This window comes from uncultured Paracoccus sp., from assembly GCF_947487305.1.
Taxonomy (GTDB): domain Bacteria; phylum Pseudomonadota; class Alphaproteobacteria; order Rhodobacterales; family Rhodobacteraceae; genus Paracoccus.
The window spans coordinates 151,266-172,912 of record NZ_CANKWH010000003.1 but is presented as its reverse complement, the minus strand read 5'-3'; the positions used below and the strand labels follow the sequence as shown (position 1 = coordinate 172,912).

Annotated in this window: 19 protein-coding genes; 15 read left to right on the top strand and 4 right to left on the bottom strand. The window is 66.7% G+C overall.

The window, feature by feature from the left end:
• The first annotated feature begins 2 nt into the window (after positions 1-2).
• On the top strand, positions 3-443 hold the full coding sequence (gene exbD, locus Q1A36_RS05500; protein ID WP_299840823.1) for a TonB system transport protein ExbD: 441 nt from the start codon (positions 3-5) through the stop codon (positions 441-443).
• Positions 440-1,336, top strand: coding sequence for a TonB C-terminal domain-containing protein (locus tag Q1A36_RS05495; protein ID WP_299840821.1), 897 nt, complete (start codon positions 440-442; stop codon positions 1,334-1,336). The genes exbD and Q1A36_RS05495 overlap by 4 nt, the downstream gene beginning before the upstream one ends.
• A 1-nt stretch (position 1,337) precedes the next feature.
• On the opposite strand, the gene Q1A36_RS05490 is transcribed toward Q1A36_RS05495, so the two are convergent.
• The 3 genes from Q1A36_RS05490 to Q1A36_RS05480 all read right to left on the bottom strand — a co-directional run bounded on the left by Q1A36_RS05490 (position 1,338) and on the right by Q1A36_RS05480 (position 6,917).
• Positions 1,338-2,504, bottom strand: coding sequence for an MFS transporter (locus Q1A36_RS05490; protein ID WP_299840819.1), 1,167 nt, complete (start codon positions 2,502-2,504; stop codon positions 1,338-1,340).
• 141 nt (positions 2,505-2,645) lie between these two features.
• Entirely contained in the window at positions 2,646-5,792 is a 3,147-nt protein-coding gene (locus tag Q1A36_RS05485; RefSeq protein WP_299840817.1) for a multidrug efflux RND transporter permease subunit, read from the bottom strand.
• Between the two features lie 3 nt (positions 5,793-5,795).
• Positions 5,796-6,917 carry an efflux RND transporter periplasmic adaptor subunit gene (locus tag Q1A36_RS05480; protein ID WP_299840815.1) on the bottom strand — a complete coding sequence of 374 codons (1,122 nt, stop codon included), beginning with the start codon at positions 6,915-6,917 and terminating at the stop codon, positions 5,796-5,798.
• Positions 6,918-7,245: 328 nt separating this feature from the next.
• On the opposite strand from Q1A36_RS05480, the gene Q1A36_RS05475 reads away from it, so the two are divergent.
• The 10 genes from Q1A36_RS05475 to Q1A36_RS05430 all read left to right on the top strand — a co-directional run bounded on the left by Q1A36_RS05475 (position 7,246) and on the right by Q1A36_RS05430 (position 16,367).
• Positions 7,246-8,409: an aminotransferase class I/II-fold pyridoxal phosphate-dependent enzyme gene (locus Q1A36_RS05475; RefSeq protein WP_299840813.1), complete on the top strand. Its 1,164-nt coding sequence runs from the start codon at positions 7,246-7,248 to the stop codon at positions 8,407-8,409.
• 159 nt (positions 8,410-8,568) lie between these two features.
• Positions 8,569-9,636, top strand: a complete 1,068-nt coding sequence (locus tag Q1A36_RS05470) for a nucleotidyltransferase family protein (RefSeq protein ID WP_299840811.1) — start codon at positions 8,569-8,571, stop codon at positions 9,634-9,636.
• The gene (locus Q1A36_RS05465) at positions 9,633-10,886 is read left to right on the top strand and encodes a polysaccharide biosynthesis protein (RefSeq protein WP_299840809.1); all 1,254 of its coding nucleotides are present in this window, start codon (positions 9,633-9,635) and stop codon (positions 10,884-10,886) included. Before Q1A36_RS05470 ends, Q1A36_RS05465 begins: the two co-directional genes overlap by 4 nt.
• 10 nt (positions 10,887-10,896) lie before the next feature.
• Positions 10,897-11,919, top strand: a complete 1,023-nt coding sequence (gene neuB / locus Q1A36_RS05460; RefSeq protein ID WP_299840807.1) for an N-acetylneuraminate synthase — start codon at positions 10,897-10,899, stop codon at positions 11,917-11,919.
• A gap of 4 nt (positions 11,920-11,923) precedes the next feature.
• Entirely contained in the window at positions 11,924-12,568 is a 645-nt protein-coding gene (locus Q1A36_RS05455) for a NeuD/PglB/VioB family sugar acetyltransferase (RefSeq protein ID WP_299840805.1), read from the top strand.
• A 127-nt stretch (positions 12,569-12,695) separates the two neighbouring features.
• Entirely contained in the window at positions 12,696-13,397 is a 702-nt protein-coding gene (locus tag Q1A36_RS05450) for an acylneuraminate cytidylyltransferase family protein (RefSeq protein ID WP_299841119.1), read from the top strand.
• A gap of 61 nt (positions 13,398-13,458) precedes the next feature.
• The gene (locus tag Q1A36_RS05445; protein WP_299840803.1) at positions 13,459-14,397 is read left to right on the top strand and encodes a hypothetical protein; all 939 of its coding nucleotides are present in this window, start codon (positions 13,459-13,461) and stop codon (positions 14,395-14,397) included.
• Positions 14,398-14,421: 24 nt separating this feature from the next.
• The gene (locus tag Q1A36_RS05440; protein WP_299840801.1) at positions 14,422-15,435 is read left to right on the top strand and encodes a Gfo/Idh/MocA family oxidoreductase; all 1,014 of its coding nucleotides are present in this window, start codon (positions 14,422-14,424) and stop codon (positions 15,433-15,435) included.
• A 44-nt stretch (positions 15,436-15,479) separates the two neighbouring features.
• Positions 15,480-15,674, top strand: a complete 195-nt coding sequence (locus Q1A36_RS05435; protein WP_299840799.1) for a hypothetical protein — start codon at positions 15,480-15,482, stop codon at positions 15,672-15,674.
• Positions 15,675-15,683: 9 nt separating this feature from the next.
• The gene (locus Q1A36_RS05430) at positions 15,684-16,367 is read left to right on the top strand and encodes an SGNH/GDSL hydrolase family protein (RefSeq protein WP_299840797.1); all 684 of its coding nucleotides are present in this window, start codon (positions 15,684-15,686) and stop codon (positions 16,365-16,367) included.
• Between the two features lie 60 nt (positions 16,368-16,427).
• Here Q1A36_RS05430 and Q1A36_RS05425 read toward each other — a convergent pair whose 3' ends face one another.
• A complete protein-coding gene (locus Q1A36_RS05425; RefSeq protein WP_299840795.1) occupies positions 16,428-17,828 on the bottom strand; it encodes a hypothetical protein in 1,401 nt (466 codons plus the stop codon).
• 49 nt (positions 17,829-17,877) lie between these two features.
• On the opposite strand from Q1A36_RS05425, the gene Q1A36_RS05420 reads away from it, so the two are divergent.
• The 3 genes from Q1A36_RS05420 (at position 17,878) to Q1A36_RS05410 (ending at position 21,615) form a co-directional block, all read left to right on the top strand.
• On the top strand, positions 17,878-18,987 hold the full coding sequence (locus tag Q1A36_RS05420) for a hypothetical protein (protein ID WP_299840794.1): 1,110 nt from the start codon (positions 17,878-17,880) through the stop codon (positions 18,985-18,987).
• 121 nt (positions 18,988-19,108) lie between these two features.
• Positions 19,109-20,722 carry an amidohydrolase gene (locus Q1A36_RS05415; RefSeq protein WP_299840792.1) on the top strand — a complete coding sequence of 538 codons (1,614 nt, stop codon included), beginning with the start codon at positions 19,109-19,111 and terminating at the stop codon, positions 20,720-20,722.
• Complete coding sequence (locus tag Q1A36_RS05410) at positions 20,719-21,615, top strand: CobW family GTP-binding protein (RefSeq protein ID WP_299840790.1); 897 nt, start codon at positions 20,719-20,721, stop codon at positions 21,613-21,615. The genes Q1A36_RS05415 and Q1A36_RS05410 overlap by 4 nt, the downstream gene beginning before the upstream one ends.
• Positions 21,616-21,647: the final 32 nt, after the last annotated feature.

Below are 21,647 nucleotides of genomic sequence, written 5' to 3'. Positions count from 1 at the left end.
TCATGGCAGGCGGGATGCTGGACGAGGGCGACGACCTGACCGAAGCGCACGAGATCAACGTCACGCCGTTCATCGACGTGATGCTGGTGCTCTTGATCATCTTCATGGTCGCGGCACCCCTGGCGACGGTGGATGTGAATGTCGATCTGCCGGTCTCGAACGCGCCCTCCTCGGGCCGGCCCGAGGCGCCGGTCTGGCTGACCGTCGGCCCCGACCTGTCGCTGTCCCTTGGCAATGACGTCATCGCGCCGGGCGCGCTGGCGGCGGCGCTGACGGCGGCCACTGGCGGCGATCCCGAAACGCGGCTCTTCCTGCGCGCCGATCAGGCGGTGCCTTACGGCCAGCTGATGGGGGTGATGAACCAGCTGCGCGATGCCGGATACCTGAAGATCGCGCTGGTCGGGCTGGATCAGGCCAGCGCCGCGCCGGCTGCGGCACCATGAGCATCGCGGCGGCAAGGGGCGAGGTCGCCGGGCGGACCGGCCTCTGGCTGGCGGCAGGCAGCGCCGTGATCGGCGCGCATCTGCTTGCGGCCAACTGGGCGCTTGATCGCCCCGTCGCCGCGCTGCCCGATGCCCCCGAGGCGGTCTATATCGAGCTGGCCCCCGCCCCTCCTCCTGCCGCCCCACCTGCGCCGCAGCCTGTCGAGCCGGTCCTGCCCGAGTTGCAGAGCTTCTCGCCGCCCGAGATCCCGCAGCCCGAACCTGAACCCGAACAGGTCGTCGAACCCGTTGATCCGGTGCTGCCGGACCTACTGCCCATGCCCGCGCCCGACTTCGCCGAGATGCCGCCGCCGGTGGTCGAGCCACCTTCGGATACCGCTCTGCTGGCCTCGGACCGCCCCTTGCGCCGCCCGGATCGCCCCGTCGTCCGGCAGCGCGCGCCCGAACCAGAGCCCGAGCGCCAGCGCCGGGCGGAACCCCAACGCGAAAAACCCCGGCGCCAGCAGGCGTTAGAGCGGCCTGCCCCCGAGGCACAGCCGCAGCAGCGTCGACAGCAACAGGCCAGCAGCGCCGCACAGGGCAACGATTCCTCTCGGGCCCGCGCAGCCGCGAGTCCGCAGGCGGTTGCGAACTGGCAAGGTGAGGTTCAGGCCCGGGTCGCACGGCACATGCATCGCGCCAACCTCAGCGGCGCGCGCGGCACGCTGCAGGCAACGGTGGTGGTCAGCGTCGCGGCCAACGGTCGGGCCAGCGCCCGGCTGGCCGCCGGCACCGGCAATGCCCGCGTCGACAACGCGCTGGCTCGCCATGCGGGCCGGATGCCACGCCTGCCCGCTCCACCCAACGGCCAGCCGGCGAACCTGACCGTGCCCATCGCGATCACCGTGCGCTGACCTATCTCCGCCTGATAAGGCACAGCGCCGCCAGCGCCGCCGCCCCGATCCCCGCCGTCAGCCAGATCGCGTTCAGCCCCCAGGCCGTCAGCGCCGCGCCAAAGACCAGCGGCGCCGCTGCCTGGGTGATCCGTGCCGGGGCGCTGAGCCAGCCGAGCCGCCGCCCGTATCCGGCAGGTCCATAAAGCGCCAGGGGCAGCGTGCCCTTGGCAATGGTCAGGATACCGTTGCCCGCGCCGTGCAGCAGTGCAAAGGCCGAGGCCGCTGGCCCGCCGATCACCATCAGCAGCAGCGCCGCCAGCGGATGCGCCGCTGCTGCCAGCCGCGCCGAGATCAGCGGGTGAAAGCGGCCGAGCAGGCTGAACTCGAACAGCCGCGCGCCCACCTGCGCCGGTCCGATCAGCGCCCCGGCGGCAATGGCCGTGGCGGCACTCGCCCCCGCCGCCTGCAGCAGCCCCGGCAAATGCGCCGCCATCGCCGTCGAGATGAACCATGTCGCGGCAAAGACGAAGGCCAGCAACGCCAGCTCTCCGCGTGGCGGAGTCGGACCTTCCGCCTCAACGTCCTGGGCCACGGGCGCATCAGGACGTGCCGAGGGCGTCGGCAGCAGCGCGTTCAGCGGCAGGGCAATCAGCAAGTGGATCAGCGCCCATGTGGCGCAGGCCTCGCGCCAGCCCCAATGGGCAAGGATCAGCCCCGAGAGCGGCCAGCCCACGGTGCTCGCGAAACCGGCGATCAGGGTGATGCCGGTCATCGCGCCGCGCGCGTCGCGCCCATAGATGCCGGCCAGCAAGGCAAAGCCGGAATCGTAAAGCCCGATCCCCATGCCCAGCCCGATCAGCGCCCACCCGATGAACAAAACCGCCGCCGAAGGGGCGAGGGCCAACAGCATCAGCCCCGCCGCAAAGATCAGGTTCGACCCCATCAGCACGCCGCGACCACCTAGCCGATCGATCCGCGCCCCGGCCCAAGGCCCGACAAAGGCCGAGACGATCAGCGCCATGGAAAAGGCGCCATAGACCCAGATCGGCGACAGGTTCAGCCCCGCGGCCATCGGCCCGGCCAGCACTGCCGGGATGTAATAGCTCGAGGCAAAGCCGATGGTCTGGGTGACGCCGAGCGCCGCGACCACAGCACTGCGGCGATCGGCGGAAAGCCTCAGCGGCACGTCGCCCCGGCCGGGCGGTTTTTCGGGGTGGTTTCGGCAGTCACGGGCACAGGTCTCCTTGCTGCGGCGCGTCTGGCCGCAACAAGGACATAGCACGCGCGAACCCTGCCGCCAGCCGGAACCAGCGGAACGCCTTGACGATCACGGGGCGGGGGTCGCGGGGTCCTTCTTCTTGCCGCCAAGACTCTTGGTCTTCTCGCGCAGCCACTGGAAGATCACGTAAAGCCCCGGGATCAGGAAGATGCCGAAGGCGGCCGAGGCCAGCATCCCGCCGAAGACCGAGGTGCCAACGGCGCGCTGCGTCGCCGCCCCGGCCCCGGACGAAGTCACCAGCGGCACCAGCCCGAGGATGAAGGCAAACGAGGTCATCATCACCGCGCGGAAGCGCAGCCCGGCACCGGCGATGGCGGCTTCGACGATGCTCTTGCCATGGGCGCGCTGCTCCATCGCGAACTCGACGATGAGGATGGCGTTCTTGGCCGCCAGCGCGATCAGGATGACGATGCCCACCTGCGCATAGACGTTGTTTTCCAAGCCCGTCAGCTTCAGCGCCAGCATGGCACCGAAGAGCCCGGTGCCCACCGACAAGAGCACTGCGATCGGGATCATCCAGCTTTCGTAGAGCGCGACGAGGAACAGGTAGGCAAAGACCAGCGCCAGCACGAGGATCGGCCCGGTCTGGCCGCTGGCCTCCTGCTCCTGCAGCGCCGTGCCGGTCCATTCCAGGGCATAGCCGTCGGGCAGGCTCGCATCCGCGACCTCCTGCATGGCGGCAATCGCCTCGCCCGAGGAATGGCCGGGCGAAGGACCGCCATTGATCATCACCGCCCGCTCGTTGTTATAGCGGGTGACGAAGGCCGGGGCGGTGATCAGGTTGACCTCGGCCACGGCGGTCAGCGGCACCAGCGCGCCGCTGGCGCTGCGCACCCGGATCTGGCCGATATCCTCGACATCCATGCGCGCATCGGCATCGGCCTGCACCTTCAATTGCCAGGTGCGCCCGAACAGGTTCACGTCATTGACATAGGCACCGCCCAAAAGCGCACCCGAGGTCTGGAAGAGGCTCGCGATATCGACGCCAAGGGTCTGCACCCGCTCGCGGTCGATGACCAGTTTCAGCTGCGGGGTATCGGCGCTGAAGGTGGTATAGACCCCGGCCAAACGATCATCCTGCGCCGCATTGGCGGTCAGGCCCCGCGCGACCTCGGCGATCTGCGCGGGCTCGGCGCCCTCGCGGCTGGCCAGCATCGCCTGAAACCCCGAGCCGGTGCCAAGGCCCTGAATCGGTGGCAGGTTGAAGGCAAAGGCGGTGGTGCTGGTCAGTCCGGCCAGTTGCTGGTTCACCTGATCGATGACGGTAAAGGCCGATTGCGAGGCTTCGGGCCGCTCCTCGAAGGGCTTCAGCGTGACGACGAAGAAGCCCCGGTTCGGCAGCACCACGCCGTCGATCAGCGAGAAGCCGGCGACGGTAAAGACGTTCTCGATATTCTCGTTCGCAGCCAGAACCGCGCGGACCTCTTCGCCGACGGCGGTGCTGCGCTCGACCGAGGCATCGGCGGGCAGCTGGAACTCGCCCATGAAGGCGCCCTGATCCTCGAGCGGCAGGAAACCCGAGGGGACGGTCGTGGCCAGGTAGCCGGTGCCAAAGAGGAAGCCGCCAAGCAGCACCAGCGTCAGGATCGCCCGCCGGGTCAGCGGCCTGACCACCGCCAGATAGCCGCGGCTGAGCCCGTTCACGCCCCGGTCGAAGACCCGGAACAGGCCCTTCTTGCCGCCCTCGTTGCGCTTGAGGATGATTGAGCACAGCGCCGGCGACAGGCTGAGCGCATTGATCGCCGAGATCACCATCGAGACCGAAACCGCGACCGCAAACTGCTTGTAGAGCTCGCCGGTGATGCCGGGGATGAACATGGTCGGGACAAAGACCGACAAGAGCACCAGCGTGATGGCGATGATCGGCGCGGTGATTTCCTTCATCGCCGCCTCGGTCGCCTCGGCGGGCGTCATCTCGGGATGCTCCTCCAGCTTGTGCTCGACCGCCTCGACCACGACGATGGCGTCATCGACCACGATGCCGATGGCCAGAACCAGCGCCAGAAGCGAGATTGTGTTCAGCGAGAAGCCCAGTGCCAGCATGACCGCCAGCGTGCCGATCAGCGCCACCGGCACCGCAAGGATCGGGATCAGCGTGGCGCGGAAACTGCCGAGGAAGACCAGCACCACAATGGCGACGAGGATGAAGGCCTCTTCCAGCGTGCGCATCACGCTTTCCATCATCTGTTCGACGAAATAGGTGGAATCGTAGGCCACGGTAAGCCCCACGCCTTCGGGCAGCCGCGCCTCCAGCTCGTGCAGCACCTCGTTCACCGCTTCGGCGGTGGCGATGGCATTGGCGCCGGGTGCCTGGTAGATGCCGATGCCCGCCGCCGGCAGCCCGTTGAAGCTGGGGTCCGCATCCTGCGACTTGGCGCCCAGCTCGACCGTGGCCACGTCCTTGACCAGCACGCGCGAACCGCCCGTATCGCTGCGCAACACCACGTTCTCGATCTCTTCGACGCTGTTCAGCCGGCCATCGGCGGTGATGTTGACCTGGAAATTCGTGCCGGGAATCGCCGGATTGGCACCGATCCGGCCAACCGCAGCCTGCACGTTCTGCGCCTTCAGCGCGCCGATGACATCCGTGGCCGTCAGGTTCAGGCTCGACAGCCGCTGCACATCCAGCCAGACCCGCATGGAATAGTCGCGCGGCCCGAAGGCAAAGGCCTCGCCCACGCCCGGCACCCGCGCCAGCCGGTCGACAAGGTTCAGCTTTGTGTAGTTCGACAGGAACAGCGTGTCGCGCGAGCTGTCGGGAGAGTAGACGGTGATGACCTGCAACATGCTGGTCGAGCGTTTCTGCACCGTCACCCCAAGCGACTGCACCTCGGCTGGCAGGGCGGCGGTGATCTGGTTCACCCGGTTCGACACGTTCACCGTGTTCAGGTCCGGGTCCGAGCCGACCTCGAAACTGACCGCGAGGCTGTAGCTGCCATCCGAACCCGAGGTCGATTGCATGTAGATCATGTCATCGACGCCGTTGATCGCAGGCTCGATCACCTGCGCCACCGATTGCTCCAGCGTGCTGGCATCGGCGCCGGGATAGAAGGCGCTGACCTGCACCTGCGGCGGCACGATTTCGGGGAATTGCGCCACCGGCAGCGCGCGATAGGCCATCAGCCCGGCAATGGTGATGATGAGCGAAATGACGATCGCCATGCGCGGGCGACGGATGAAGACCGAGGAGATCATAGCCTAATTCCCCGTGTCGGCGGGCTGGGGATCGACCACCATGCCATTGCGGACGCGCTGCGCGCCCTGCACGATCACCTTGTCACCCTCGGCCAGTCCTGCGGTAATGACCGCCATGCCGTCGCGCTGCTGGCCGGTGGTGACGTATTTGGTCGCCACCTTGTTCTCGGCATCCACGACCAGCACGAAGGGTCCGGTCTGATCCGCCGCCAGCGCGACACCTGGCACCACCAGCACCGGCGCATCCGCTGGCTGCTCGATCAGCACCCGGATGGTCTGGCCGTCGATCAACAGCTTGTCGGGATTGTCAAAGGTCGAGCGCAGGGTCTGGCTGTCAGTGCTGGCATCGACGCTGTTATCCAGAAAATCGACCGTGCCGGTGCCGTCATAGAGGCTGCCATCGGCCAGCTTCAGCCGCACCACCGGCGGCTTCTCGAACCCGGCCTTGCGGTATTGCAGCACCTCGCGCTGGCTGGGGGCAAAGACCGCCCAGACCTTGTCATCCTGCACCACCCGCGCCAGCGGACCCGAGGCGGGCGAGACGATATTGCCTTGGGTAATCGCGCTGCGGCCAATGCGACCGCTGATCGGCGAGGTGATCTGGGTATAGCCAAGGGTGATCTCGGCCACTTCAAGCCCGGCCTCGGCGATCTGCACGGCGGCATTGGCCTGCGCCAGTTCGGCCGCGCGGGTGTCGGCGGTGGCCTGCGATCCGGCCTGCGTCTTGGCCAGATCCTGCGCGCGGGTGTTGTTCAACGTGGCATTGGCAGCGACCGCCCTGGCGCTGGCCAATTGTGCGGCCTGCCCGTTCACATCGGCCTGGAACGGTGCCGGATCGATCTGATAGAGCAGCTGCCCGGCCTCGACCCTGTCGCCCTCGGTGAATTGCGGCGCCAGCAGCGTGCCGGTCACACGGGCCACGATATCCACCCGCTCGACCGCCTGAATCCGGCCGATGAACTCGCTGGTATTCGGCACCTCGCGGCTTTCCACCTCGCGGACCATGACCACCGGAGCATCCTGCGCCAGCGCGCCCGGAGGACCGGCAACAAGCCCGGCAGCCAGCAGGACAGCGGCGCCGAACGTGGTTCTGATGATGTCGAATTCTCGCGGTTTGCAAAGCATGGCTGCCCCCAGTCCAAGGCCTCGCCTGCCGCGGGCCCGACGCTCAATTCTAAGGAATACTCTGCCTATGCATTTGCTCGCGCAAGAATATTTTCGCAACCGATGCGAATCCGAGGTCATCCCCGGCTCGCGTCCCGATGCCGTCGCGACGTTGCGGAAGGCGGGTTTCATGATCCGAGTCAGGATCAGGCACGAGATTGCCGGGATCCGGTCGCCCTGCCGGCCAGCGCGCTACAAGTCATGTGGTGGTCTGGAAACCGCTGGCTTTCCTGTGTAACACACAGCCGAGAACCAGACCGAGGCTGAAATCTTGATCTCCACACAGCGCATGATCCCGCTTGCCACCCCCAACCTGCAGGGACGGGAGGGCGAATTGCTGGCCGAGTGCATCAGCTCGACATTCGTGTCCTCAGTCGGCCCCTTCGTCGACCAGTTCGAGGCGCAGATCGCCGAGCTGTCCGGCAGTTCGCGGGCGGCGGTGCTGTGCACCGGCACGGTGGCGCTGCAGATGGCGCTGGAGGGTCTGGGCATCGGCGCGGGCGACCTGGTGCTGACGCCGTCGCTGACCTTCATCGCCACGCCGAACGCGGTCAGCCACAGCGGCGCGCAGCCCTGGCTGGTCGATGTCACCGATGAAAGCTGGATGGTCGATCTGGACCTCTGCCGCCGGCTGATCCTGGCCGAGACGGTCGCCGGCGCCGACGGATTGCGCCGCCATGCCCAAACCGGCGAGGTGCTGCGTGCGATCATGCCGGTGATGGTCATGGGCGCGGTCGCCGATCTGGATGGCGTCGTCGCGCTGGCGCGCGAATTCGGGCTGAAGGTGGTGGTAGATGCGGCGGCGGCCATTGGCACCACCATGGCGGATGGCCGGGCGCTGGCGGCCACCGGCGTCGATGCCGTGTGCTATTCCTTCAACGGCAACAAGACCATCACCACGGGCGGCGGCGGCGCGGTGGCGGCAGCCGATCCCGAGCTGATCGCGCGGATCAAGCATCTCTGCTCGACCGGCCGCGTCGGGGCGAATTACGATCACGATGTCATCGCATATAACTTCCGCATGACCAACGTGCAGGCGGCGCTTGGCGTGGCCCAGATCGAGCGGCTGCCCGCCTTCCTGGACCGCAAGCACCAGATCCGCGACCGTTACGCGGAATTCGCCGCCGGTCATCCCGCGCTCGAGGCCTTCCCCGAACCGTCCTTCGGCGAGAACGGACACTGGTTCTCGGGCTTCTGGTACACGGGCGCCGATCCCGACCGCCCCGATGCCTTCCGCGCCCATATGCGGGCCGAGGGGATCGACCTGCGGCCCTTCTGGAAGCCCATCCACCTGCAAACGCCCTATCTCGGCGCGCTGGCGTCAGAGATGCCGGTCTCGGATGCCCTGTGGCAACGCATCTTCCCCCTGCCCTGCTCGACCCATCTGACGGATGGCGAACTCGATCATGTCATCGCCGCCGCCGGACGATTCTGGAGCGGGGCCGATGCCTGAGCAGCGGAATCTTAACGGCCCGACCCGGCGCATTGCCGTGGTTACGGTCGGGCGGTCGGCCTCGACGACGCTGCGGGCACCGCAACGTGACCGTCGGTCAGGGGACAAGCTGCTCCTGACCCGTTATCCCGGATTGGATGGACAAAGGATCGACGCGCCATGCAATTGACCAGACATTCCGCCAGCTCGATGAGCGGCACCCTGATCCGGCCAGAGTTCACCCTGCGCCGGACGATGGAGCTGATGAGCAAGGCCGGGCTGCGCTTCGTGCCGGTGGTCGATGACGAGGGCCGCATGGTGGCCGCGGTGGCCGATGGCGACCTGCGCCGCTATATCACCGCCGGCGGCAAGCTGGACGACCCGGTCATCCGCGCGGCGAACCCGAACCCCATCGCCATCCACGAAGAGATGCCCCATGCCGCCGTCCGCTCGCTGATGGTGCGGCGCGGGATCGAGGCGCTGCCAGAATTGAAGGACGGGCGTTTCGCGGCGCTTTATGTCCTGACGCTGGCGCCCTCGCCGGCCGATATCACCGTCGTCTTGATGGCAGGCGGGCTGGGCAGCCGGCTCGCGCCGCTGACCGACGACTGCCCGAAGCCGCTGCTGCAGATGGGCGGCAAGCCGATCCTGACCCATATCATCGAGAACCTGCGCGACCAGGGCATCCGCCGCTTCATCCTCTCGGTGAACTATCTGGCGGATATGCTGGTCGCGCATTACGGCGATGGCAGCGAGCATGATGTCTATATCAACTATATTCACGAGACCACGCGCATGGGCACCGGCGGGGCGTTGAGCCTGATCGATCCCAAGGCGCTGTCTGACGATTTCATGGTCTGCAACGGCGACCTGTTGAACGATGTCGATGTCTCGCAACTGCTCGACGCGCATCGGGCCAGCGGCTGGCAGGCGACCATGGTGGTCCGTGAGCATGGCTATACCATTCCTTATGGCGTGGTGCAGCGCTCGGACGAGGGCGAGTTCCTCGGCGCCGAGGAAAAGCCGACGCTGCATTACTGCATCAATGCCGGCATCTACATGCTGTCCCGTCGCGTGCTGGAGGTGGTGCCGCAGGGCAGCTTCTATGACCTGCCGACGCTGTTCACCGATCTGCCCCAGCATGGCATGAGGGGCGGCACCTATACCCATTCCGGGCGCTGGATCGACATCGGCAATATGACCGATTTCGAACGCGCCCGCAGCATCTATGAAGGCAGGAAAGAATGACCGCAGCGCCCGACACCAGGCTTGACCGGCTTTCATCGCGCATCGTCGGCCGGCGCGAGAGCTTCTTCGCCGATGACCTTGCCGCGGCGGCGGGCGAGCTGTCGCAGATGATCCGCGGCTCGCGCATCCTATTCATCGGCGGCGCCGGTTCTATCGGCTTCCAGACCCTGCGCAGTGTGGCCCATTTCGCCCCGAAGGCCCTGCATGTCGTCGACCATAACGAGAATGGGCTGGCCGAACTGGTGCGCGCCCTGCGTTCGGCACCCGAGCCGCTGACGGTGGACGAGCTGTTGACCATGCCGATCGATTACGGCGGCGATGCCTTCCGGCTGTGGCTCGGCTCGCAGCCGCAGTCCTATGATTACGTGTTGAACTTCGCGGCGCTCAAGCATGTGCGGTCGGAAAAGGACCCCTATTCCATCCTCGCCATGCTGGATACCAACGTGCTGAAGCTGTCGCGGCTGTCGCGGCAACTGGCCCGGCAAAGCAGCCTGAAGCGCCTGTTCTGCGTCTCGACCGACAAGGCCGCCAACCCCTCCTCGATGATGGGCGCGACCAAGCGGCTGATGGAACACGCGATGTTCTCGCCCACGCTCGACTGGCCCGAGGGGCTGGGGATCACCTCGGCGCGCTTTGCCAATGTGGCCCTGTCGAACGGCTCGCTGCTGCAAAGCTGGGAAAACCGGCTGGCCCTGCGCCAGCCGATGGCCTGCCCCGAGGGCTGCCGGAGGTTTTTCGTCGCCCTGCCGGAATCGGGCCATCTCTGCACGCTGGCCGGGCTTCTGGGGGAAACCGGCAATATCATGGTGCCGGCACTGGAACCGGAAGAGCACCTGATGCTGCTGCAGGATGTGGCCGGCTGGTTCCTCGAGGCTCAGGGTCTCAGCCCCTATTACACCCGCGACGAGGCCGAGGCGGTCAGCCGGGTCGAGGAGCTTGCGGCCGAGGGCAAATGGCCGGTGCTGCTGACGCCGCTCGATACGGCGGGCGAGAAGCCTTACGAGGAATTCGTCGGCGCCGAGGAAAGCGTGCATCCGACCCGCTTTGCCTCGCTGCGCCGCGTGCCCTACCTGGCCCCCGCCGCGCCCGACAGCTTCGACACGCTGCTGCGCCAGCTGGAAGGGGTGATGGCCTCGGACCACGGCCAGCCGCTGAGCGTCGCCGATCTCAAGGACGCGATCAGCAGCGTCGAGACGGGCTTTGCCCGCACCCATGTCGTCAGCGCCAAGTCGCTGGACCAGCGGATCTGAGGAGAGGCGCGTGACGAAGACCTTCATCATCGCCGAGATCGGCGTCAACCATAACGGCTCGTTGGACCTGGCCCGCCAGCTGATCGACGCCTCGGTCGCGGCGCGGGCGGATGCGGTCAAGTTCCAGACCTTCCGCGCCGAGGACCTGGTGACACCGGATGCCCGCAAGGCCGAATACCAGGTCGCCAATACCGGCGACGGCGGCAGCCAGTTCGACATGCTGAAGGCGCTGGAGCTGACCGAGGCGCAATTTGCCGAGCTGGCCGATTACTGCGGCAAGGTGGGGATCCAGTTCCTCTCCACCCCCTTCAGCGAGGCGGCGTCGGACCTGCTGGAACGCGTGGGCGTCGATGCCTTCAAGATCAGCTCGGGCGATCTGACCCATCTGCCGCTGCTGGCCCACATCGCGCAGAAGGGTAAGCCGATCATCCTGTCCACCGGCATGGGCGATCTGGCCGAGGTCGCGGCGGCGCTGGCGGCGATCCGGGCGGCGGGTGATCCGCAGGTTTCGCTGCTGCATTGCGTCTCGAACTATCCGGCGGCGGTCGAGGATTGCAACCTTGCCGCCATCGACACCATGGCCCGCGCCTTCGGCCTGCCGGTCGGCTGGTCCGATCATACCGAGGGCTCCGCAATTTCCTGGGCAGCGGTGGCGCGCGGGGCGCGCATCGTTGAGAAGCACATCACCCTGGACCATGACCTGCCCGGCCCCGATCACCGCGCCTCGATGGAACCGGGCGAGTTCCGCGATTTCGTCGCCGGCATCCGCGCCATCGAACTGTCCATCGGCAGCGGTATCAAGGCTCCGACGCAGGGTGAATTGAAGACTGCCAAAGTCGGTCGTCGCTCGCTTGTGGCGGCTCGGGATCTGCCCGCAGGTCATGTGCTGACGGCTGATGACATCCGCATCATGCGCCCCGGTGACGGATTGAAGCCCGCAGCACTGGAGTTCGTTACCGGTCTCAGGCTCGCGCGTGGCGTCGCGGCCTTCAAGCCGCTGACAACTGCCGACTTCCAGGCCGGCGAGGCGTGAGACCATGCAGCGCCTGATCCTTCTTGGGGCCGGCGGTCATGCCGACGTGGTGGCCGAGGCCATCGCCCTGTCGCAGGGTGATCTGGCCGGACATCTGTCCCCCGCGCCTGAAACGGATCGGGATCTTTCGCTGCTGGGGCCGCGCCTTGGCGATGACGCGGCAATCGCCGCGCTGGTCGCAGCCGGCTTTGGACTGGTGCCGGGCATCGGCTTCGTCACCGCAGCAGGTGCTGAGCGGCGCGCCGACTGGCTGGCAGCTTTGCCGGCAGAAGCGTTGGTCACGGTCATCCATCCCCACGCCATCCTGTCGCCCTCGGCCCGGCTCGGCGTCGGCAGCTTCATGGCGCCAGGCGCCATCCTCGGCACCAAAAGCCGGGCCGGAGCCGGGACGATCCTGAACAGCGGGGCGGTGGTCGATCACGACTGCCGTCTCGGCGCGAATTGCCATGTCGCCACGGGGGCAAGACTGGCCGGCGGCGTGACTGTGGGTGACAATGTGCTGATCGGCGCGGGCGCAACCGTGCGGCAGGGTGTCCGTATCGGCATCGGGGCCGTCGTCGGTGCCGGGGCCGTGGTGCTGCGCGATGTTGCCCCCGGGGTGACGGTGCTGGGCGTGCCCGCGCGCCCGGTGCCGGTAGACACGGCATGAGCCGGCGGCGCCAGATCGGCGCGGACCCTGTTTGGGAGCGCGAAGCCACCGGGGTAGTTCAGGACCAAACCGAGAAACTGCCGTCGCTGGAAGACGGACCGGCTGGCAGGCAAGAAGAGGAAATCGCATGACTACCATCTGTTCGATCTGTGCGCGTGGCGGTTCGCAAGGCGTGCCGCGCAAGAATATCCGCGCCCTTTTGGGCAAGCCATTGATTGTGCATACGATCGAGCAGGCACTGGCCTCGAGCGCGATCGATCGGGTCTTTGTCTCGACCGAGGATGCCGAAATCGCAGCCGTGGCAGCTGCCGCCGGCGCGGAGGTCCCCTTCGTTCGTCCGGCCGAGATGGCCACATCCAGCGCCGCGAAATTTCCGGTGATCGAGCATCTGGTGGCGCAGGTCGAGGCGATGGGGGTCGAGGTGAGCCGGATCATCGACCTTGATCCGACATCGCCGCTACGCCTCGTCTCTGACATTGACGCCGCAGCCGCCCTGCTGGACGCGAACACGGACTGCGTGATCACGGGCTATCCGGCCGAAAAGAACCCCTATTTCAACATGGTCGAGTGCGGCCCCGATGGAAATATCGGCCTGGTCAAGCCGCTGCCGGATCTGGTCACATCACGTCAAGCCGCGCCAAAGGTCTGGTCAATGAACGGCTCGGTCTATGTCTGGCACCGGCACAGCCTGAAATCGGGGTTGTGGAACGGCCGCACCCGGATCTACGAAATGCCGCATGTACGCTCGGTGGATATCGACAACGAGATCGACTTCCGTCTCGTCGAACTGCTGATGACAGATGCACAGAAGGCGGCGACCGGCCAATAGGCGTGCCGGCGAAACAACCGAGGCCGCGCCAGAACACGCGATCCGCAAAGGAGATCCAAACGTGACGACCATTTGGCTGATTGGCTGCGGCAATATCGGCTTTCGCCATCTTCAGGCGATGCTGGCCATGCCAGAGCCCGCCGATATCCTGATTATCGAACCCGCCGAAGCCCTGCACGCGCGGATCACGACCGAGATCGCCAAGCCGCAGGCAGCGGCGCATCGCGTTTCGCTGGTCGCGGCGATGCCGCCGTCCGGCCCGGTCGATCTTGCCGTTGTCGCGACATCCGCCCCACCCCGCGCGGCAATCGTGCGGGCACTGACTGAAGGGCCACGTCCGCGCGCGGTCGTCCTTGAAAAGGTGCTGGCGCAGACCGATGCCGAATTGCAGTCGATGGCGGCGGATCTGGCCGCCATCGGCAGCACGGCGCATGTCAACTGCCCGCGCCGCTATTTCCCGGGATATCAGAAGTTGCGTGCGGCGCTGGCCAAAGCCGGCCCGCTGTCGATCGAGGTCACAGGCAGCCAGTTCGGACTCGGGTCCAATGCCGTGCATTTCCTCGACCTTCTGGAATACCTGAACGACAGCACGCTGACATTGGTCGATGCGACAGGTCTGGATAAGGGCAGCAGGGATTCGAAGCGGGCAGGATTCCAGGAAATCTACGGCACGCTGGAGGCCCGGCTTGCGAATGGCGCCGGGTTGCGCGTCACCTGCGCAGACGAGCCTGAGTTGGTCCTTCATCTGAAGGTCAGCACAGCGGACGGGCGCAGCTTCACCATCGACGAGGCCGGCAGCCGCATCACCGGCCACGAAGGAGAGGCCGAGACCTTCGAAATTCGCTTTGTATCGCAGATTCCTGAGATCTACGCCGATGCGCTGGCCGGGCATTGTGATCTGACACCGATGGCGGACAGCCTGCGCCAGCACGCGCTGTATCTGGGCGCCTTGCGGTCGCATTTCGGCCTTGCATCTGACCAGCCGGTACCGGTTAGCTGAGCCACAAGAAAGACGGGAATAGTCATGGAAGAACACAAAATCCTCGTGGTCGGCGCGGGCAACATGGCCCAGGAATATGCGCGGGCGCTGGACCGGCTGCAGATCGGCAGCGTAGTGCTTGGCCGGGGCGCGGAATCGGCCGCCGCCTACCACGCGGCGACCGGCGTGATGCCGGGAACCGGGCCGCTTGAAACCCAGCTGGACGCCCTTGACGGGCAATTGCCCGAAAATGCCATCGTCACCGTCAACGCCATGCATCTGGCCGAGGTGACCAGCATGCTGGCGGCGCGTGGCGTGCGCCGAATGCTGGTCGAGAAGCCGGCGGCGCTGGATCTGGCCGAAATGGATCGCCTTCTGGCCGCAGTCCGACCGACCGGGGCCAAGGTCTTCCTGGCCTATAACCGGCGGTTCATGGCCTCGGTCCGGCGCGCACGGCAGATCGTGGCCGAGGATGGCGGCGTGCTGTCAATCAAGGCCGATTTCTCGGAAATGGCGCGGCGCATCGCACAGCTGGGCAAGCCGCAGCGCGAGCTTGACACCTGGTTCTATGGCAATTCCTCGCATGTGCTGGACCTCGCGTTCCATTTTCTTGGCCCGGTGCGGCGGCTCGACGCCTTGACCGCCGGGACGGGGCTGGTCAGCTGGCATCCGGGGGCCAGCATATTCAGCGGCAGTGCCGAGGCCGAGGATGGCGCCCTGATGAGCTGGCATGCCAATTGGGCCGCACCCGGTCGCTGGGGTCTGGAGGTTCTCACCCCCGAGCGCCGGCTGATCCTGCAGCCGCTCGAGCAGCTTCGGGTTCAGTCCCATGCCGGCTTCCCTGAAGTGCCCGAGGAGCTGGACCTGACCGACGAGACCGGGGTCAAACCCGGCCTGCTGCGCCAACTGCGCGCGTTCCTGTTCGGTGACGAGGCCGAAAACCTGCCCGACCTGGAAGAGCAGGCGCGTAACATGCAGCATTATGATGTGATCCGCACGGGCGGGTCATGGCAGTCCCAGGCCTCGCTCGGGACGGCTCAGCGGGCAGGGCGCGGTTGATGCAGAAACTTGAGCCTGCAGCGGTCGCTCAGATCGCGGACGCCATGGATCGTGCGGAGGCATTGATCAAGGCAGGTCGTTCCGGCCCGGCGGTGCAGGCCTTTGCATTGGCGCGCGCGCTGAGCGTCAACCTGCCCCCTGCCGGGACCATCGCCGCCATCGTTGCCCGCAACGAGAAGGTTTTTCGGACCGAGCGGGAACGGCATCGCAGCGCCATCGCCGCGCGCCCCCCCACCTGACGTGGCCTGGTGATCTTCGCCGATTCCCTCGGCCTGCCTCGCCCGGTGGCGCGCGGTGCCGAACCATTGGAAGATCGGGTCTATGCCGAGCTGATCGCCGATGCGGCGACCGATCGGGCGATGACCAGCATCTGCCAACGCTACTTCACTACCTCCCATATCCTTCAGGAACTAGAGGCCGACCCGCAGCTGGCGGCGGGGGCCGATGTCATCATCCATGTCGGGCTCAATGACTGCGTCAACCGTATGTTCCTGGAAGACGAGCGCCTTTCGCTGGACCTGCTGCCCGAGGAGCTCAAGACCCGTGTAGTGACCTTCTCGAACCGCCATCGGCGGGCGATCCTGACCGATCTGGCCTCGCGTCACTATGTTTCGCCTGAAAAATTCTCCGCCAATCTGGACGCCATTCTTGTGCTGCTGAAGCAGCGCAAGGCGCAGCGGGTGGTGCTGACCACGATCATCCTGCCGCCGATTTCCGCATGGCCAAGCACGCCGTTCATCAACAGGAACTTCGCGGATTACAACATGAGGATCATGTCCGCAGCCCGCAATCATAGCGCGCTGCTGTTTGATCTCGACCGCCATATCTGGCGGGCCCAGCATGAGGGCGCCCTGTTGAGCGACGGCATGCATCTGGCCAGCGAAGGCCACCGCATCTTTGCCCGCGAGGCCATGGCGTTGCTGCCGGTCTGAGGCGGCAACGGGCTTGACATCAGGAACCCGGATCTCGCGCCATCGCCTGCTTTCCCAAGCTCAGAGACGCTTCAGCCACTCGGTCGCGAGCCGGTTCAGTCTCTGCTCGCTGGCCCTGATCAGACTGTCATAGCGACGGTTGGCAAAGCCGAAAACGGTCGAGACAGCTGCCGTGTCGTGACCGGCCAGGAAGGGAATCGTGGTGATCGCGCGCAGTCCGGGCAGGCGCGACAGCCAGGCATCCACGGTATCCGTTTCGGGATGCCCGCCGCCGGGCTGCCACGCGGCCAACCGTTCCAGCGCGCGACTGCGATAAATATTCAAGACCATTCCCGTTGCATAATCCAGATGCACAAAGGTCAGCCCGTCCCGGGTCTCGACATGATGGACGCGGCAATCCTCGGGAATAGAGGTAAGCAGACCCGAGAACATATCCCAGTCTGCATCGGCCAGATAGGCCTCGACGCTGGCCAGCCTCGCGGCGAAATCGGCGGAGGGCGTCATGTCGTCCTCGCAGACCAGCAGCGGAACTGCGTTTCGGGCCAGCGCCGCGCGGGCGATGGTGGCATGGCTCCATCCGGCACCCTGCCAGCCGGGTTTCAGGCGGAGACCGTCGAAGATGAAAAACTCCCTGAGCTCATGGCTCAGGAAGGAGGCGCGGCGATCCGGGCTTTCGGGCAGGCTCAGGCAGAGGCGGGAATGCGGGGTCAGTGTTTCCAGCACCGGAAACAACGCAGGATCGATCGTGCCTGGGTCCAGCGCACCCGCCGCGATCAGCCAGCGCAGAAGATCTCCGGCGAGCCCCGTCCGCGCCGGATCGCCTAGCGAGGGCAGGACGAACAGGCGACCCTCGCCCAGCCCCGCGTCCCGAAAAGGCTTCAGCAGGGCTGCGTCGGGTAACAGCACCGCGCCGCAGAGCGCCAGGTCAGGCGCCCTGGTTCCGCCGACAAGCTTCAGGGCGGTCGCGGCGTCGGGAAACAGCAGGATCTCGCCCGGTCGGATGTCGTGCGGATCGACCGGCCCGATGATGCGAATGGTCGCGGCGTCCCCGGACCCGGCCCCGGACCCGGCCCAGGTCAGCCCCCCCTGGCCCAGACATCGCTGCAAGGCAGCGGCGACCCGACCAGTCAGCACCGGATCCTGTCCGATCAGCCGAAAAGGTGGCCGCTGCGGCGGCGTCACGGCGGCAGGACCGCCCGACCGCTCGGGGTGACGCAGCCGCGCCCACAGTCCTGAAACGCCCTCTCGGCGGAGCGTCCGACCGATCTTCCCCAGCACCATACCCGCCCTTCTTTCCAGATCACGAGGTTCCAGAGAGGAGAGATATCCTCTGTCCCGCGACTTCTCTATATGGCAGGTGAAGGCGAGTTTGAACGGGGACGAGGCCGGCCATGACGTGGGACCGCAGAACTGGACTGTACCACCACGCAGGGGACGTCGCTCTGTCGCCATGGACTGCAACGAAGCAGGTCGTCAACGTCCGTCGTGACGATGCCGCCCCGACTTCGCTGTGACGCTGTCCATGATTGCTAGTCCGGCGGTCACGCCCGCGCCCGATCTCTACCTGCCGTCGAATGCCCAGACCCTGCTGGCGGCCTTGGCTTCGGCGCTTGGAACCGATTATCCGTCAGAGATCGTCTATCTCGACGACGACACCCCCCTGCCCGACTATGTGGTCGCAGGTATTCGCACCCATTTCCCGCAACTGACCTTCAGCCTGCGCTCGGACCGGAGCGCGATCGAGGAATTCGCCTCGCTGCCGCACCCAGTCCCCGACCTGATCCGGCGCAATGTCGCCCCTAGCCTTCGCGGACTTCGCCGCCCCCATCACCGCCCGCCCGGATGGCTGGGGCCGCGTTATCGCACCGCCTATATCTACCTGTCGGGAAACTTCGTCTCGAAGACCCTGCGCCGGCGCTGCCAGACCATCGTCCTGCGCGAGGAGGGTCTGCCCAATTATCACAGCCTGCGTTTCGGCCCAGGCAAGGCGCTGCTGCGGCTGGCCTTCGGTCTGTCGCCCCGTCATCAGATCATGGGAGAGGAGGGCTGGATCGACCGCATCGAGATGAACCGGCCCGACGCCCTGCCCGCGAAGCTGCAGCGCAAGGCACGACAAGTCACCTTTCCGGAGCTGATGAATCGGCTGCCAGCTGGTCAGGCCCGGACTCTGGCGGGGATCTTCTGGGAGGGGCCACCCCCTGCCCCGATCGAGGCTAGCGCGCTGGTCCTGACCCAGCCCATCGACGCGATCGGCTTCTGCACGGCGTCGGAAAAGCGGGTGATCTATCGCAGCATTCGCCGTCGGCTCGCCGAGGCCGGTTTCGCCGTGGTGGTCAAGCGGCATCCGCGCGAACGGGCCGAGCCCGCAGAGGACAGCGAAGAGCTGGTCATTCCGCCCTTCTTCCCGATCGAGGCCTGGCCCTGGCTGGCGCGGCAGAAATTCGATCTGGCCGTGGCGCTCTGCACCGCCGCGCTGAACTCGATGGGCGGGCTGTTCAGCCATCGCCAGCTGCAACTGGTCGATCCCGGCCCCTTCGGCCGCAAGGACCTGGGCGATTGGCAGGCGCGGCTGGACGACTATTGCCAGACCCTCAGCCGACCCGGGAGCGGCGAATCCTGATTCTGCCCCGCTGGCGATCTGGACCTAGGAAAACCTGATTCTGGTCCTATCCCCAAGTCAACCGCACGCCTAGTCTCGCGCTGACCGGCCCTTGCGGGCGCGACAACAAGAAGGCGCGACCATGTCAGAAACGATTATCTACACGGCCCGCCGCATTCTGACGATGGCTCCGCACCAACCCGTTGCCACGCATGTCGCCGTGCGCGGTGGCCGCATCCTGGCGGTCGGCGATGTCGATTGCGCCGCGCCGTGGGGCGGTGGACGGATCGACGACCGCTTTGCCGACCGGATCATGCTTCCGGGTTTCGTCGAGGGTCATGCGCATCTGATGGAGGGCGGTCTCTGGCGCTATGCCTATCTAGGCTATCGCGACCGGCAGGCGCCCGACGGGGTCTGGTGGGCGGGGCTGACGACGAACGAGGCCATCGTCCAGCGGCTGCGCGACGTTCCCGGCCCCGGACCGGCCATCGGCTGGGGCTTCGATCCGATCTTCATGTCCGATCAGCCGCTGTCGCGCGCCGATCTGGACCGCGTGTCCGCCGACCGCCCGGTCGCGGTGCTCTATTCCAGCCTGCATGTGCTCGTGTGCAACACTGTCGCGCTCAAAATGGCCGGCTATCTCGATGGCGCCGAGGTCGACGGCCTCATCCGCGACGGCGCGGGCCAGCCGACCGGTGAACTGCGCGAGATGGCGGCGATGTTCCCGGTGCTGCGCCGGCTTGGCGTCGACTTCCGCGCGCTGACCGGCGGCGCGGCGGTGCTGGCGGCCTTTGGTCAATCGGCCCGGCGCGCCGGTGTGACCACCACGACCGACCTTTTCAGCGCCCAGACCGAGGCCGATCTGGCCGAATTGCAAACCATCGTCGAGGGCGAGGATTACCCGATCCGTCTGGTACCGGCCATAGGCGTGACCGAGGGCGACCCGGTCGAACTGGCGGCGATGATGGCCCGGATGGCGGCGAAATCCGGGCCGAAGCTGCGACTTGGCGCGGTCAAGCTGATGACCGATGGCTCGATCCAGGGCTATTCGGCACGGCTGCGCTGGCCCGGCTATGTGAACGGCGCGCCGAACGGCATGTGGAACACGCCCCCCGCCACCATCCGCGCACTTGTCGAGGGGTTCCACTCGGCGGGCGTGCAGATGCATATCCATGTGAACGGCGACGAGGCCTCGGAAGTGGTGATCGAGGCCCTGGCCGGGGCCATCGCCAAGGGCGGCCCGCGCGATCACCGCCACATCCTGCAGCACGGGCAGCTGATGGATGCCGCCCAGTTCCGCCGCGCCGCCGAGCTGGGGCTGGGGGTGAATCTCTTTGCCAATCACCTCTACCATTTCGGCGACCAGCATTACGCCCTGACCGTCGGCCCCGACCGGGCCAACCGGATGAATGCCTGCCGCAGCGCGCTGGATGCCGGGCTGAACCTCGCCATCCATTCCGACGCGCCGGTGACGCCGCTCTCGCCGCTGTTCACCGCATGGTGCGCGGTGAAAAGGCAGACCGCCTCGGGCCGGGTGCTTGGGGCCGAACAGGCGATCACCGTGGCCGAGGCACTCAACGCCATCACCCTCGGCGCGGCCTGGACGCTTCGGATGGACCACCAGATCGGCAGCATCGAGACCGGGAAATTCGCCGATTTCACCCTGCTGGACCAGGACCCGACCGAGGTCGATCCCATGGCCCTGAAGGATATCGCCGTCACCGACACGGTTCTTGCCGGGCGGGTGACGGCATGAGCCGGGTGCCGCTGCTGGTCGTCGGCGGCTTTCTGGGCGCGGGCAAGACCAGCCTTGTGACCCATCTGCTGCAACAAAGTGGCGGGCGGCGCCTGCTGGTGCTGGTGAACGATTTCGGCGCGGTGAACATCGACGCCGGGCTGATCGCCGAGGCCGGGGGCGACAGCATCGCGCTGACCAATGGCTGCGTCTGCTGCGCCATGACCGGCGATCTCTATTACGCCGTCGGCGACGCGCTGGACCGCAACCCGCGCCCCGATGCCATCGTCATCGAGGCCTCGGGCATCAGCGACCCGGCCCGCATCGCCGCGCTGGCCCTGGCCGAGCCCGACCTGTCGCTGGCCGGCACGGTCACGGTCGTCAATGCCGAGGAGATCGGGGCGCTGCTGGACGATCCCCAGATCGGCGCGCAGATCGCCCAGCAAATCGCCGCCGCCGACCTGCTGGTCCTGACCCGGACCGAGCATGGCCCGACGGAGGCCGCCGGCGAACGACTGGCCGCAATCACCCCGGCCCCACAGCTCGCCGCGCCCTTTGGCCGGATCGATCCCGATCTGCTCTTCGGCCTCGACCCCGCCGCCCCGAACGCCCCCGCCACCCCTGCGCATCACCATCACGCCGATCACTTCGCCAAATGGACCGGCGACAGCCCCGCCCCCCTGCCTGCAGACCGTATCCGCGCACTGCTGGAGAACCCGCCCGCCGGTCTTTACCGGCTGAAGGGCTGGATCACCGACGAGACCGGCACACGCGAGGTCCATCGCGTCGGCCGGCATCTGCAACTCTCCCCCGCCGCTGCGCGGTCGGGGTCGCAACTGGTCGCCATCGGCCCCAGCGGACGCTTCCGCCCCGAGGATATGGCCGCGCTGTGGCGGGAGGCCACGGCAGGCTGACGACCAGCCCCACCTGACGAAGCAAAGATGAG